14 protein-coding genes are annotated in these 15,166 nt (G+C 64.2%); 1 reads left to right on the plus strand and 13 read right to left on the minus strand.

The features are described 5' to 3' along the window. The first annotated feature begins 44 nt into the window (after positions 1–44). A complete protein-coding gene (locus L6639_RS04385; RefSeq protein WP_237859448.1) occupies positions 45–932 on the plus strand; it encodes a LysR family transcriptional regulator in 888 nt (295 codons plus the stop codon). 10 nt (positions 933–942) lie between these two features. On the opposite strand, the gene L6639_RS04390 is transcribed toward L6639_RS04385, so the two are convergent. The 13 genes from L6639_RS04390 to L6639_RS04450 all read right to left on the minus strand — a co-directional run bounded on the left by L6639_RS04390 (position 943) and on the right by L6639_RS04450 (position 15,165). Further along, positions 943–1,875, minus strand: coding sequence for a carbohydrate kinase family protein (locus L6639_RS04390; RefSeq protein WP_237859158.1), 933 nt, complete (start codon positions 1,873–1,875; stop codon positions 943–945). 18 nt (positions 1,876–1,893) lie between these two features. Further along, positions 1,894–3,540, minus strand: coding sequence for an FGGY-family carbohydrate kinase (locus L6639_RS04395; protein WP_237859159.1), 1,647 nt, complete (start codon positions 3,538–3,540; stop codon positions 1,894–1,896). A gap of 39 nt (positions 3,541–3,579) precedes the next feature. Further along, positions 3,580–4,353, minus strand: coding sequence for an SDR family NAD(P)-dependent oxidoreductase (locus L6639_RS04400; RefSeq protein ID WP_237859160.1), 774 nt, complete (start codon positions 4,351–4,353; stop codon positions 3,580–3,582). Between the two features lie 20 nt (positions 4,354–4,373). Then, positions 4,374–5,381: an ABC transporter ATP-binding protein gene (locus L6639_RS04405; protein WP_237859161.1), complete on the minus strand. Its 1,008-nt coding sequence runs from the start codon at positions 5,379–5,381 to the stop codon at positions 4,374–4,376. Positions 5,382–5,396: 15 nt separating this feature from the next. Further along, positions 5,397–6,227, minus strand: a complete 831-nt coding sequence (locus L6639_RS04410) for a carbohydrate ABC transporter permease (RefSeq protein ID WP_237859162.1) — start codon at positions 6,225–6,227, stop codon at positions 5,397–5,399. A 4-nt stretch (positions 6,228–6,231) separates the two neighbouring features. Beyond that, complete coding sequence (locus L6639_RS04415) at positions 6,232–7,104, minus strand: carbohydrate ABC transporter permease (protein ID WP_237859163.1); 873 nt, start codon at positions 7,102–7,104, stop codon at positions 6,232–6,234. 149 nt (positions 7,105–7,253) lie between these two features. Continuing rightward, the gene (locus L6639_RS04420; protein WP_237859450.1) at positions 7,254–8,507 is read right to left on the minus strand and encodes an ABC transporter substrate-binding protein; all 1,254 of its coding nucleotides are present in this window, start codon (positions 8,505–8,507) and stop codon (positions 7,254–7,256) included. Positions 8,508–8,831: 324 nt separating this feature from the next. Continuing rightward, positions 8,832–9,782, minus strand: a complete 951-nt coding sequence (locus L6639_RS04425; protein ID WP_237859164.1) for a sugar-binding transcriptional regulator — start codon at positions 9,780–9,782, stop codon at positions 8,832–8,834. A 15-nt stretch (positions 9,783–9,797) separates the two neighbouring features. Then, the gene (locus tag L6639_RS04430) at positions 9,798–10,451 is read right to left on the minus strand and encodes an HAD family hydrolase (RefSeq protein WP_237859166.1); all 654 of its coding nucleotides are present in this window, start codon (positions 10,449–10,451) and stop codon (positions 9,798–9,800) included. Between the two features lie 80 nt (positions 10,452–10,531). Next, the gene (locus L6639_RS04435; RefSeq protein WP_237859167.1) at positions 10,532–12,451 is read right to left on the minus strand and encodes a nitric oxide reductase activation protein NorD; all 1,920 of its coding nucleotides are present in this window, start codon (positions 12,449–12,451) and stop codon (positions 10,532–10,534) included. A gap of 3 nt (positions 12,452–12,454) precedes the next feature. Next, positions 12,455–13,264, minus strand: coding sequence for a CbbQ/NirQ/NorQ/GpvN family protein (locus L6639_RS04440; protein ID WP_237859168.1), 810 nt, complete (start codon positions 13,262–13,264; stop codon positions 12,455–12,457). A 63-nt stretch (positions 13,265–13,327) separates the two neighbouring features. Then, complete coding sequence (locus L6639_RS04445; RefSeq protein ID WP_237859169.1) at positions 13,328–14,674, minus strand: cbb3-type cytochrome c oxidase subunit I; 1,347 nt, start codon at positions 14,672–14,674, stop codon at positions 13,328–13,330. Positions 14,675–14,712: 38 nt separating this feature from the next. Continuing rightward, positions 14,713–15,165: a c-type cytochrome gene (locus L6639_RS04450; RefSeq protein WP_237859170.1), complete on the minus strand. Its 453-nt coding sequence runs from the start codon at positions 15,163–15,165 to the stop codon at positions 14,713–14,715. Position 15,166: the final 1 nt, after the last annotated feature.

Genomic DNA, 15,166 nt, shown 5'->3' on the forward strand with positions numbered 1-15,166 from the left:
CCAATACGTTTTTGGTGGTCAACCCATACGATTTCGGTATGCCTATGGATCTTCGCCGGCTCCGCTATTTCGTCGCCGTGGCCGAGGCGCGCAGCGTCGGCAAGGCCGCCGAACGGCTGCGGATGGCGCAGCCGCCACTCTCGGTCCAGATCCGCAAGCTCGAAGCCGAAATCGGCGCGCCGCTATTCCACCGCGGCACGCGCGGCATGGACCTGACAGAGGCGGGCCAGGCCCTGCTGACGCGGGCCGGCGAGGCGCTGGCGCTTGCGGCCGACGGCATCGAAGCCGCGCGCGCGGTCGCGGCCGGCCGGCGCGGCAGGATCTCGGTGGGTTACATGTTCGTGCTGGCCAACGCTGTGCTGCCGCGGCTGATCCCGGAGTTGCGGCGATCCATGCCCGGCGTCGATCTCGACTTCGTCGACCTCACCGCATCGACGCGCGAGGCGCGGCTACTGGATCGCAGCGCCACGGTCGCACTGTGCATGCCAGCGATCCACCATCCCGAAATCCAGGTTGCACGGATCGGTGCCCAGCGCTTCATGCTTGCGCTGCCGAACCGCTCGCCGCTTGCGCGGATCGGCGCCGTGCCGATGGCACGATTGCAGGGCCGTCCGCTGATTGCGCTGCCGCCGCCGGAGCGCGATCCCGCCTCCTCCGCAGTCGCAGCCCTGCTCCGGCGGCATCAAATCGTAATGCCGATCGCAAGCCGGGTAGAGACGGTGAATTCGGCAATGAGTCTGGTTCTCGCCGGTGAAGGTCTTGCGATCCTGCCGGCCTGCGCCAAGCTCGGCGCGCCGCGCGGCATTGTGTTCCGGCCGCTGCGCGATGCCACAGATACCATCGACATCGCCGCGTGCTGGCGGCGGGATTCGCAGAGCCCGCTGATCCCAAGGTTTCTGAAATGTGCAGAGAAGGTCGTCGCGCGCCTGTAACGCGGACTAATCAACTCCAGCTGACCTCGTGGCTCCAGGGCGGATCGGCGCCCGGACGGGTGCAGGTCAGGCCGGCGCAGTTGGCCGCAAAGGACAACGCCCGACGAAGCTCGTCGGTGCTGATGTCCTTGAGTTGCTGTCTGGCGAGACGGCCCTGTTTGTACAGCGCGAACAGCAATGCGGCTTGAAAGCTGTCACCGGCGCCGATGGTATCGGCGACCACGACCTTCGGCGCCTCGACCTCGATCTGACCCGTCTTCGCATGCCAGGCGATAGCGCCGTTGTTGCCGCGGGTGATGACGACAAGGCTCGGGCCCTGCCCCAGCATCGCGCCCGCGCGCTGCTGATACGGCTCCTCGCCGAAGAGATAGGAGAAGTCGACATCCGACATCTTGATGAGATCGGCGCTGCCTGCGAACTCCGCCATGCGGGCGAGATAGGCCGGCTTATCCTTGACCAGATTGGGCCGGCAGTTCGGATCGAAGGAGATTGTCGACGTCGCCCTCGCGTCCGCAATTAAAGCTTTGGTCTCGGCGGCGCCCTGATCGTTGACAAGCGTGGTTGAGCCGACATGAACAGCTTCCACCGTGTCGAACGGAATGGTCGCGCGCCGAAACGTCCAATTCCGCGTCGCGGTCTCGGCGTCGTAGAAGGCATAGTGCGACTCGCCGGCGATGATGCGGACAAAAGCGAGGGTGGTCTGGTGATCGCTGCGCGTGGCGAAACCAAGCTCGACATTCGACGCGGCCGCATGGTCGGCGATCATACGCCCGAACATGTCGTTCGAGATGCCACCGACAAAACCGGTCGGGGCGCCGAGCCGCGCGATCCCGATCGCGACGTTGAGACAGGAGCCGCCGACCGCTGGCATCACCGCTTCGCGGCCGTCGGCATTTTTCGTTGGCACAAAATCGATCAGTGCATCGCCGCAAGAAATCAGCATGTCTCTCAACGCGTCCTTCTAACTTCTGGCGATGTCGCGCATCACCGCCCGGCTGCCGCGATCGACCTCGCGCAGCAGCTTGTACACTTCACGCTTCCTGATGTGAAATGCGGCCATGTCGGGCGCAGTCGGTTCGCTCTTACGTCCCAGCGCCGACATCTTTGCCATGGTCTCGCCAATCGAGGCATAGGCGCCGCCGGCGACTGCACCGAGCATCGCGGCGCCCAAGAGCACCGGCTCCCTGGTTTGCGGCAACGCGACGGTGAGGCCAGTGGTATCAGCCATGATCTGCCGCACCAATGGGCTGCGGCTAGCGCCGCCGCCCATGATCATGATGCCGGCATGAACGCCATGCGCGGCAAAGGCTTCGATCACCTCGGCAAGCCCATAAGCGAGTCCGCACAGGCCGGCGACGAATAACCGCTCCATCGAGCCGACATCGGTGTCGAGATCGAGGCCGGCGATCACGGCGCGTGTATCGGGATCGGCGTAAGGCGAGCGGTTACCGATAAATTCGGGGAGCACGTGAACGTCGCGGGCGAGCAGCGCTGCGCGGCTGGCATCGCCGGCGCGCGCGATGATGCGGCGCTCGAGGAACTCGATGAGGTCAACGCCCTCGCTGCGCGCCGCCACACTCGCCTCGGCATGGCCTGGATGCGATTTGAGCAGATGGTCGATCGCCGCGCCCGCGGCCGATTGGCCGCCCTCGTTGAGCCAGAAGTTCGGCACCATGCCGGAGTAGTAGGGACCCCAGACGCCAGGGACGAAGCACGGCTCCTTTGTCGTCGCCATGATGCAGGCCGACGTTCCCATGATGTAGGCCATGCGATCGGTGACGTCAGTCGTTCCGCCCGGTCCGTCGCGTCCGCCAATCGCGCCGATGCCGCCGGCATGGGCGTCGATCAGGGAGGCGCCGACCGGAATCCCCGGTGGCAGGCCGAGATCGGCGGCAGCCGCGCGGGTGAGGCCGGCGCCGAGCCGCGTGCCGGGGGCGACGATCTCGGTGCCGATGCGGGCGTATCTTTCGTTAACGAAGTCGGAGAGGCCGATACGCTTGAAGAACGGCGCGCTCCAGCCGCCGCCGTCATGGGCGAGATAGTTCCATTTGCAGGTGACGGTGCAGGTCGAGCGCTGGAGCGATCCGGTCGCGCGCCAGGTCAGATAGTCTGCCAGATCGAAGAAGTGCCCGGCGGCATCGAAGCTCGCGCGCAGATGACGCTTGAGCCACAACAGCTTAGGCATTTCCATCTCGGGTGAGATGGAGCCGCCCACATAACGCAGCACATCATCGGCGGTCTGGTTGATAAGACGCGCTTCGGCGACGGCACGATGATCCATCCAGACAATGACGTTACGCTGCTTTTCGCCGGAGGCACTGACCGTGACCGGCTCGCCCTCGCGGTCGAGCACCACCAGGGAACAGGTCGCGTCGAAACCGATACCGCCGACACTGTCGGGTGCGATGGCCGCCTCCGCCATCGCCGCCCGCACAGATTTGACACAGGCCTCCCAGATGTCCTGAGACGACTGCTCGACGATGTCGCCGGCCTCATGCCAGATCCGAATCGGGTGCTTGGCGGTCGCAAGCAGCGTTCCCGCCTCGTCAAACACCCCTGCCCGCGTGCTCGTGGTCCCTACATCGACGCCGATATACGCTCGCGGCATTGTCGCTCCCGGTGGCTTCCGTCAGTTTTGACGGCAAGCCTACCAGCAAGTGTAGCCGCCATCCACCAGCACGATGCTGCCGGTCATCAGGCTCGCGGCCTCGGATGCCAGGAACAGGACGACCGAGGCGATCTCCTCGACCTGCCCCATCCGCGCCATCGGGGTTCCACCGATCCAGGCGTCGTACATTTTCGGGGTGCTTTTCACGAAGGCGTTGAGCGGCGTGTCAATGTAGGTCGGCGCGACCGCATTGACGCGGATGCCGCGCGCGCCCCATTCAGCGGCCAGCGACTTGGTCAGATGGTGCACGCCGGCCTTGGAGGCATTGTAGAAGCACTGCTCCTGCGGCTTGTTGACGATGAAGCCGGACATCGATCCGACATTGACGATGGCGCCGCGCTTGACCTTGAGCATGTGCTTGCCGAACTCGCGGCAGCACCAGAAGGTGCCGTTAAGGTTGACGTCGATGACGTTGAGCCAGTGCTCGTCGGTCACGGTCTCGGCCGGGGTTTCGCTACGCGCAATGCCGGCGTTGTTGACGAGGACGTCGACCTTGCCGTGCCGGGCGACGAGATCGTTCGCCACCTCCGCGACGCGCTTGGTATCGGTGACGTCCATGATGGCGGTCTCGACGTCAAAACCCTTCGCCTTCAGGCTGGCCCTGGCGTCGCCAGCGACCTTGCTATCGCGGTCGCCGATGATCACCTTGGCGCCGGCCTCGGCCAGCGCTTCCGCGCAGGCGAGCCCAATGCCCTGCCCTCCGCCGGTGATGAACGCGGTCTTGCCGCTCAGCTTGAATTTTTCCAGGTACATGGTCGTATTCCCGTTTCTTGTCAGTTCCTGATCGCATTGCCGCTCGCGTCGAAGCGGTGGATGCGCGCGGGGTCCGGCACCAGCGACACGCGGTCGCCGGCATGCAGGCTCAATTCGCCGATGTAGCGCGCGGTCAGCATCCCGAGCGGCCCGGCATCGACATAAAGGAATGTGTCGCTGCCGAGGTGCTCGGCGACCGCGATCGTGCCCTGCCAGCCGCCACCGCCGTCGCGCTCGATCTTGAGATGCTCCGGCCGTACGCCGATCGTAGCGGCGCCCCTCTGCGCGGCACTGTCGCCGGTGACAAAATTCATCTTGGGCGAGCCGATGAAGCCGGCAACGAAAAGATTGGCAGGCCGCTCATAGAGCTCCAGCGGCGAGCCATATTGCTCGATCTTGCCGGCGTTGAGCACGACGATCTTGTCGGCCATGGTCATCGCCTCGACCTGGTCGTGCGTCACGTAGATCGCCGTGGTGCCGAGCTGCTTCTGCAGCCGCGTCACCTCGATGCGCATCTGCACGCGCAGCGCGGCGTCGAGATTGGAGAGCGGCTCGTCGAACAGGAACCCCTTGGGCTCGCGGACGATGGCGCGTCCGATCGCAACGCGCTGGCGCTGGCCGCCGGAAAGCTCGCGCGGCTTGCGGTCAAGATAAGGCGTCAGGTTCAGCGTCGCAGCGGCCGCCTCGACCTTGCGGTTGATCTCGTCCTTGCGCAAACCTGCCATCTTCAGGCCGAAGCCGATATTGCCGCGCACGCTCATGTGCGGATAGAGCGCGTAGGACTGGAACACCATCGACAGCCCGCGCTTGGCCGGCGGCGTGTCGACGACGTTCTTGCCGTCAATCAGGATGGCGCCGCCGGTGACGTCCTCGAGGCCGGCGATCAGCCGCAGCAGCGTGGTCTTGCCACAGCCGGATGGGCCGACGAAGACGACGAAGGAGCCGTCGGCGATGTCGAGATCGGCGCCCTTGATGATATGCACGGGGCCGAAGGATTTCTGCACGCCCTGAAGTGTGATCTGACCCATGATCCGGCAGCCCCTTTATTTCACCGCGCCGAAGGTGAGCCCGCGCACGAGCTGCTTCTGGCTGAACCAACCGAGGACGAGAATGGGCGCGATCGCCAGCGTCGAGGCCGCCGACAGCTTTGCCCAGAACAATCCTTCCGGACTTGAATAGGAGGCAATGAACACCGTCAGCGGTGCGGCCTCCGAAGTGGACAGGTTGAGCGTCCAGAACGCTTCGTTCCAGGCCAGGATAAGATTGAGTAGCATGGTCGAGGCCAGCCCCGGGATCGCCATCGGCGTCAGCACGTAGATGAGCTCGCGGCCGATCGTAGCGCCGTCCATGCGCGCGGCTTCCAGGATGTCGCGCGGGATTTCCTTGAAATAGGTGAACAGCATCCAGATCACGATCGGCAAATTGCCGAGGCAGAGGATGAAGACGAGGCCGATGCGGGAATCGAGCAAGCCAAAGGTCTTGTAGATCAGGTAGATCGGCACCAGCACGCCGACCGGCGGCATCATCTTGGTCGAAAGCATCCAGAGCAGGATGTCCTTGGTACGCTTGGTCGGCGAGAACGCCATCGACCAGGCAGCGGGGACTGCGATCAGGAGCGCAATCAGCGTCGAGCCGCCGGCGATGATGATCGAGTTCATCGCATGGTGGAAATAGTCGCTGCGCTCCTGCACGGTCGCATAGTTTTCCGTGGTCCAATGGAAGAACAGGAAGGATGGCGGGATCGCGAAGGCTTCCAGCTCGGTCTTGAAGCTCGCCAGCACCATCCACAAGATCGGGAAGAAGATCAGAAAGCCGAAGAACCACGCCCCGATCGTCGAGATCACCACCCGCTGCGTTGTTGACTTGCGCGCCATGATTTCAGGCTTCCAGGTTGCGGCCGACGATGCGGACCAGGAAGAAGGCGACGATATTGGCGATGACCACCGCGACGAGGCCGCCCGCCGAGGCGCTGCCGACGTCGAACTGGATCAGCGCCTGCGAATAGATCAGGAAGGCGATATTGGTGGTTTGCAGGCCCGGTCCGCCGCCGGTGGTGACGAAGATTTCGGCAAACACCGTCAGTAGGAAGATGGTCTCGATCAGGATCACCACGGTGATCGGGCGGGCCAGATGCGGCAACGTGATGTAGATGAAGGTCGAGATGGCGCTGGCACCATCCATCTCGGCCGCTTCCTTCTGCTCTTCGTCGAGCGATTGCAGCGCGGTCAGCAGAATCAGCGTCGCAAACGGCAGCCATTGCCAAGCCACGATCAGGATCACCGAGAACAGCGGCACGTCGTTGAACCAGTCAACCGGCGTCAGCCCGACCAGCTTGGCCAGCCAGGCGAACAGGCCGGAGACCGGATGCATCAACAGGTTCTTCCAGACCAGCGCGCTCACCGTCGGCATCACGAAGAACGGCGCGATCACCATCAGGCGCACGAAGTTGCGACCGACCACAGGCTGGTCCATCAGCAGCGCCAGGGGAATCCCGAGCAGGATCGTCAGCGCCAGCACCGAGCCGACCAGCACCAGCGTGTTCTGGAGCGAGGCGAGAAAGGCCGGATCGGTGAGGAAGTAGCGGAAGTTTTCAAGCCCGACGAACGATTCCGAACCGGGATCGAGCAGACTGTAATGCAGCGTCGAGAAATAGATCGTCAGCGCGAGCGGAACGATCATCCAGATGAAGAGCAGTCCGACGGCCGGGGTCAGGAGCGATCGCGCAAGAAACTGCGTCTGCCGGGTTGCCATCCTCGGGATCTCCCTCAGAGCGCTTTCGAGCGAAGTGGCGGCGGCTTCGCGGAAAGAAAACGCGTCAAAATAAAACTTCGGGAAGAAGGCGGCCATCCATCGCGCAAGGAGTGGATGGCCGCAAGTTTGAGCTCAGGGAGAGCTCGGGTTCACTTGATGTAACCGGCGCGCTTCATCTCGCGCTCGGTGGCAGATTGGGCCGCAGCCAACGCCGCGTCGACCGTCATCGATCCAGCAAGCGCAGCCGAGAACTGCTGCCCGACTTGCGTGCCGATGCCCTGGAATTCGGGGATCGCGGCATATTGCACGCCGACATAGGGCACCGGCTTCACGGTCGGCTTGTTCGGGTCGGCAGCGTCGATCGAGGCCAGGGTCATCTTGGCGAAGGGCGCCGCCTTCACATACTCGGGGTTCTGGTAGAGCGAGGTACGCGTACCCGGCGGCACGTTGGCCCAGCCCTCCTTCGAGGCCACGAGCTTGGTGTAGTCCTTGCTCGTTGCCCAGGCGATGAACTTCTCGGCGGCGTCGGCCTTCTTGGAGCCTGCGGGAATAGCCAGACTCCAGGCCCACAGCCAATTGGCGTTCTTGCCGAGCCCGGTGTTGGGCGCCAGCGCAAAGCCGACCTTGTCCGCAACCTTCGAGTCCTTCGGGTTGGTGACGAAGGACGCCGCGACCGTCGCGTCGATCCACATGCCGCACTTGCCGGCGTTGAACAGCGCGAGGTTCTCGTTAAAACCGTTCGAACTCGCGCCGGGAGGGCCGGCGTCCTTCATCAGGTTGACGTAGGTCGTGAGCGTGGTCTTCCATTCCGGCGTGTTGAACTGCGGCTCCCATTTCTCGTCGAACCAGCGCGCGCCATATGAATTGGCCATTGCCGAGAGGAACGCCATGTTCTCGCCCCAGCCGGCCTTGCCGCGCAGGCAGATGCCGTAGACACCACCGTTCTTGTCGGTGAGCTTCTTGGCGGCATCGATGATGAAATCCCAGGTCGGCTTTTCCGGCATCTTCAGGCCGGCCTTGTCGAAAAGATCGGTGCGGTACATCACCATCGAGCTCTCGCCGTAGAATGGCGCGGCATAGAGCTTGCCGTCGACGGAGACCGCGTCCCTGATCTTGGGCAGGAGGTCGGCAACGTCATAATCGGCGCCGAGATTGGCGAGCGGCACCAGCCAGCCCTTCTTGGCCCAGATCGGCACCTCGTAGGTGCCTATGGTCAGCACGTCGAATTGGCCGCCCTTGGTGGCGATATCGGTGGTGACCCGCTGGCGCAGCACGTTCTCCTCCAGCGTCACCCATTTCACTGAGATATCAGGGTTTGCCTTGGTGAATTCACCGGTCAGCCCCTGCATGCGGATCATGTCGCCATTGTTGACGGTGGCGATCGTCAGGGTCGTTTCGGCCATCGCAGGGACGGCAAGCAGTACGGACGCGCCGCAGACGGCGCCCAGAAATCGTTTCACGGTGTCCTCCCTCAACTCGCGTGTTGAGCATATGCCCACGCGTTGGGCGTATGTTCGGCTGAGGTGCCGCGCTTGTCAAGCAGGCCCGCGGGCGTTTTGGCAACTTATGAGTGTTGCGGCGCGACAAACCTTCCCCATCATGCCCCGCGAAAGCGGGGCATCCAGTACTCCGTCAATCGGCTGGTTTGCCTTAAGGGGGGCCGCGGCGTACTGGATCGTCCGCTTTCGCGGACGATGACAGCGGCGCAAGTAGCGAGATCGGGCGCCCTACCGCTCCAGAATCGCCCTTGCGGTGGCCTCGTCCGTGATCAGGCCGTTGATCAGGCGCCCGTTCAGCGCCGCTGCGATCGCGGACACTTTGGCCGCACCGACCGCCGCTCCGATGGTCGTGGTCTTCGCCGGCACCTCCGGCGGGATACTGGTGAGGCGCTTGTTGGTGCCGGCCTTGAGCAGGCGGCCCTTGGAATCATAGGCCCAGCCGGTGATCTCGCCGATCGCGCCCTGCCGCATCATCTCGAACAATTCATCGCGCGTGACGAAACCATCGACATGGACCTGAGCCTTCTGGTCCATCTGGCCGATACCGACGAGACGCAGATCCGCCTTGGCGGCGACCGCCTTGACCTTCGCGATCGGCTCGATGCGAACCATCTTATTGCGCTCGTCCTCCGACGACATCAGGAACGGCAGCGGCATCGGATAGTGCCGTGCGCCGGTGCGGTCGGCGAGCCGGCCGACGGTGTCGTAGAAGCTCGCCGAGCCGTCGGCGGAGATGTTGCCGACCAGCGAAACGATCTGGTGGTTGGGCCGGTCGATCGGGGTGACGCGCTCGACCGCGGCGCGCACTGCCCGCCCCGTGCCGAGCGCAACGATCACGGGCGTCTCCGAGCGCAGCGTCGCATCGAGCAGATTGGCACAACGCTCGGCAATGCCGGCGTTGGACTGCGGCGCGGCTAGATCGGTAGGCACGACCTCGCAGTGGCCGAGATCAAAGCGCTCCTTCAGGCGCGCCGCCAGCTCCATGCAGGCCGCGATCGGATGTTCGAGCCGGAAGGTAATCAGACGCTCGGCGAGGCACAGCGAGACCAGCCGCTGCGCCGAGGCGCGCGACACCTGAAGCATCCTTGCGATCTCGTCCTGGGTGTGGCCGGCAATGAAATAGAGCCAGCCGGCGCGCGCGGCGTCGTCGAGCCTGGATTTTTCGTTCTCGGCGGCCATGCGGCCTCACGCCCCCTAGAAATCGCTCATCTGCGCGAAGACCCGATCGGCCCCGGCGGCGGACAATATAGCGCGACCGTCGCGGCTCCGATAATGGGCACCGCCGACAAATCCCCAGACCATCATCCCGGCTGCCTTGGCGGCCTGGACGCCGCTGACACTGTCCTCGATTACCAGCGTGCGAGAAGGGCTGGCCTGCATCTTGCCCGCCGCATGGAGAAAGAGATCCGGAGCCGGCTTGCCGTGCCTGACCATCTGCGCGGTGTACAGCCGGTCGCTGAAATGCGGCGCGAGACCGGTAACATCCAGCGACAGCGAGACCCGGTCGAGGTCGCTCGACGATGCGACACAGCTTGGCGTCTTCAATTCGGACAGCACTGTGCCGACGCCGGGGATCGGCTGCAGTGCCTCGGCAAACGTCTCAAGCACGCGCGCCTTCAGTCGGAGGAGGAATTCGCTGGGCAGAACCTGGCCGAGGTCGCGATAATGCTGCTCGATCGCCCTCGTGCTGCGTCCGAGAAAGAGCTGGAGCGCCTGCTCCACACTGAGCTGAAGGCCGAACTCCGCCAGCACCTCGGACAGGCAGCGACAGCTCAGCAGCTCACTGTCGACGAGCACGCCGTCGCAATCGAAGATGATCAGATCGGGTTTTGGGCGGCCCAGGTCCATCCGGTCATTCGATCATATACCCAATAGATGAGCAATAGTTCACAGAGGGAACATGATGCCTCGATGGTTGTCCTGCGACCTCAGGACACCACCTGCCGGTAGATTGCCGGCAGCGCGGCGGGCAGCCGCCTGATGTTGCCGACGATGGCGTAGCCGCCACGGCCGAACAGCGTCGGGAAATAAGATTGTGCCGTGGCATCCACCGTCACGCCGAAAACAGAGCTGCCAAGCCGGCGCGCTTCCTGCACGGATTTGCGGGTATCCTCGAGCGCAAAGCGCCCCTCATAGTGGTCGACGTCGTTCGGCTTGCCGTCGGTGAGGACGAGCAGCAACTTCTTGCGCTGTGGCTGACGGGCTAACTCGGCCGAGGCATGGCGCACCGCGGCGCCGATCCGGGTGTAATAGCCGGGCTTCAGTGCGCCGATGCGGCGCTCCACTGTCCCGCTCATCGGCTCGCCAAAGGCCTTGACCGTCTCGAGCCGCACCCAATTGCGACGGCGCGAAGTGAAGGTGAGAATGCTGTGGTGGTCGCCGCAGGCCGACAGCCCATGGGCGAGCACCAGGAGTGCCTCCTTCTCAACGTCGAGCACGCGGTACCCGTCGACCCAGGCATCCGTCGATAGCGAGACGTCGACGAGCAGCGTAACGGCGAGATCATGGCCCTGCGGTCGCATCGCCATGTGGACGCGATCCATACCACCATTGCTGCTGCCCGCACGCAGGTCGCACCGCGCGCGCACGAGCGCATCGAGATCGAGGTCGTATCCGTCGGTCTGGGCGCGCAACAATTCATGACGCGGCCGCAACACTTCGAAATGGCGACGCACCTGGCGGACGCGCCGGCGCATGGCATCATCCGGCGCCCAGCTTTCGCCTTGCTCGGAGGCCGTCCCCGCGAGCACGCGGCAATGATCGGGCAGATAGGATCCGCTGCGATAATCCCATTCGGGATAGGTCAAGTCAGCGCTCAATGGCAACGCATCAAGCGCTTCCGGCGGCAGGTCGAGATCGAATTTGAAGCGGCTTGCCGGCTTGCCGCTGCGGCGGCTGAGCAGGATTTCCTCGAGGTCGTCGGCAGCCTTTTGCGCGTCCTCGTCGTCGTTATCGTCGTCCGGACGGTCGACGTTGACCATCTCGGCCATCGCCAGGATCTTCTCGAAGCGGTTGAGCACGAAGGGATCGCGGCGGGTGGTATTGTCCTCGCGTTCGCGCACGGCAAAGCGCCTGCGATTGTCCTGGGTTGCGGCCTCCGAGGCAGCTGCGCACTCGTCGTCTCCGGAATGCACGGGCGAGAGCTCGCGCGTCCAGCAATCGCCCCAGAGCGGACATGGCAGAATTGAACGATAGCCCGGCGGCGCCTTGTCCGGCAGCGGGCCAGTTCCCATCATCGCCGGCCACAATCTGCCTGCGGGTGCCTTTCCGGCCCCGAGCAGGGCCAGCACGATCTGCTCGACCTCCTGCTCGACGCGCGGCAGGGGGCGCTTCGGCCGGGCAGCCGCGGTTGCCGCGGCGAGTTGCGCATAGTCGGCGATGAGCCCGGGAAATTGCGTGAGCACCCAGACAGCCGTCTCGCTCGCCCGACGCAGCACCAGAAGATCCCGCCGCAGCAGATCGTCCTCCGCAATCACCTCGACCGGCGCGGCGGCGAACCATGCAGCGAGCCAGCGATAGAGCACGGCGTTCAGCGCGCGGTCGGCAAAGATCGCGATGCGATCGGGCAGGAAGATGGTTGCGGCGTCGCGGCCCGGCTGCTCCAGACGCTCATCGCCGAGGCCGATGCGTTGCCGCCAGCCGAGCCGATGCCCGGACTTGCGCGCACCGGCGCTCGCGATCTGCACGCCCGTCTCTCCGCCGAGCGCGCGGAACATGACCGCGATCCGGCCCCTCACCTCGCTGAGCGAGACCGCATCATCATCGTGGACTCGATAGCTTGCGGTGCCGCCGACCATCCGGTGCCAGGCACGGCCGACCGTCTCCTCCAGTTCGAGGAAGTCGAGCATGAGTCACCCGATCACGGCACGCGCGACGTCCAGCAGTGCCGCCTTGACGTCGGCGTCATCGGTCAAAGGCTCGATCATGCCGGCAAGGACCGCGTCGGCGACCGGCGTGCCTGCGGCGATCAGGGTCGCGCAATAGATAACGAGCCGGGTCGAGACGCCCTCTTCCAGATCATGGCCCTTGAGCGCACGCAGCCGCCCGGCCAGCGTGACCAATGGCCGTATGCGATCCAGCGGCAGCCCGCTCTCGGCGGAGACCACGGCAATCTCCTGCTCGGCCGGCAGGAAGCCGAACTCGATGGCGACGAAGCGCTGCCGCGTCGACGGCTTCAGCGCCTTGAGCAAGGTCTGATAGCCGGGATTGTAGGAGACCACGAGCATGAAGCTTTTGGAGGCCGCAAGCTCCTCGCCGGTGCGCTCCAGCGGCAGGATGCGCCGGTCGTCAGTCAGCGGATGCAGCACCACGGTGACATCCTTGCGCGCTTCAACGACTTCGTCGAGATAGCAGATGCCGCCCTCGCGCACCGCGCGCGTCAGCGGACCGTCGGTCCACACGGTGTCGCCGCCCTTCAGCAGATAGCGCCCGGTGAGATCGGCAGCGGTGAGATCGTCGTGGCAGGCGACGGTGTGCAGCGGCAGCCCGAGGCGCGCTGCCATGTGCGCGACGAAGCGCGTCTTGCCGCAGCCGGTCGGGCCCTTCAACAGTACCGGAAGCTGATTTCGCCAGGCATGCTCGAACAATGCACATTCGTTGCCGCTGGCGACATAGGCCGGGAGCACGGGGACCGAGCTTACGGTGTGAAGGGCAGGTTTCATGACGTCTCTCCGGGCTTTCCAGGAAGTGGGCGGCCGCGGCGAACTGCGGCCGCCGTTTCTCGTTTATTCAGCCGGTTGCAGCGCAGCCGGAATGACCGCCCGCTTCTCGCGACCGGGCACCAGCACCGCCCAGACGAACATCAGCGCGGAGATGGCGACGAACACACCGGAGCCGAGCCGGACCCAGTAGAACATCGCGAGCTGGTCCTGCACGTCCATGTAGCTCTGGCCGAGCACCCGCTGCAGATGAACCTGGACCACGCCGGCGAAGGTCAGCGCAAAGGTCATCACCATCATGGCCGTGCACATGATCCAGAAGCTCGTCATGGACAGCCACTGGTTATAGGGCGCACGTCCCTTGATCTGCGGGATCGCGTAGGCCATCACCGACAGGTTCAGCATCACATAGGCGCCGAAGAAGGCGAGATGGCCGTGCGCAGCGGTCACCTGCGTACCATGGGTGTAGTAGTTCACCGAGGACAGCGTGTGCAGGAAGCCCCAGACGCCTGCGCCCAGGAACGCCATCACCGAACAGCCGACCGACCACAACAGCGCAGCGCGGTTCGGATGCTTGCGGCCGGCCTTCCAGGTCATCTGCACCGTGAAGATCACCATGGTGAAGAACGGTGCGACCTCGAGCGTCGAGAACAGCGAGCCGATCCACTGCCAGTAGCCAGGGGCGCCGATCCAATAGAAGTGGTGGCCGGTGCCAAGGATGCCGGAGAACAGCGCAAGGCCGATGATGACATAGAGCCACTTCTCCACGACCTCGCGATCGATGCCGTTCAGCTTGATCATCAGATAAGCGAGGACGGAGGCCATGATCAACTCCCAGACGCCCTCCACCCAGAGATGGACGACGTACCACCAGTACATCTTGTCGACCGCGAGATTGGCCGGGTTGTAGAAGGCGAACAGGAAGAAGATCGCGACCCCCCACAGGCCGAACAGCAGGATGTTGGTCACCGTGGTCTTGCGGCCCTTGAGCGCCGTCATGGTCACGTTGAACAGGAACATCAGGCAGACCACGACGATGCCGACCTTGATGATGAAGGGCTGTTCGAGGAATTCGCGGCCCTCATGATAGTGGAAGAGATAACCGACAACCGCCACGCCTGCGGCGCCGAAGAACATCCAGAACTGGATCTTCGCCAGCAGCGGGCTGTACAGCTCGGTCTCGGTCTCCTCCGGCAGCAGATAGTAGGTCGCGCCCATGAAGCCGATCAACGACCACACGATCAGCGCGTTGGTGTGGATCATCCTGACGATGTTGAACGGCAGCAGCACCGACAGCGTATTGGGCAGGACGTAGATCGTCCCGGCGAGCAGGCCGAACAGCACCTGGGCCATGAACAGGGTCAGCGCGCCGTAGAAATACAGCATCGCGACTTTCTGGGTCTGATATTTCATCTCGGGTTCTCTCTGTCTTGAAAGAAGAAGCAGCGCGCTCAGCCGGCCTGGTTCGGCGGCCAGCTCTGACGCTTGATCGTCGAGGTCCATTGCAGGAAGTCGGCGAGATCGTTGAGCTCCTGGTCGGTGAGACTGAACTGCGGCATTTGCCGCCGCCCCGGCGCGCCCGAGGGCTGCGACTGCATCCAGGCCTTCAGCGTCTCGCGGGCGGCGGCCGGATCCTCCTTGCCGCCCCAACGATCCCAGACGTTGCCGACTTCAGGAGCGAAATAGGCACCCTCGCCCAGCAGCGTGTGGCAGTTGATGCAGGAATTGCGCTCCCAGACGTGCTTGCCGCGGGCGACCGACGCCGTCAGCGTCGTCGCGTCCGTAGAGGTCGTGGTCATGTAGTAATGGCTGTGCGCCGTCAGTCCGATGAAGATGGCGAAGAAGAAGGCCGAGCCGCCGTAAAAGACGTTTCGAGCGGCCGACTTGGTCAGGCGTTCAGCCATT

It is taken from the genome of Bradyrhizobium zhengyangense (genome assembly GCF_022012555.1).
Classification (GTDB): Bacteria; Pseudomonadota; Alphaproteobacteria; order Rhizobiales; family Xanthobacteraceae; genus Bradyrhizobium; species Bradyrhizobium zhengyangense.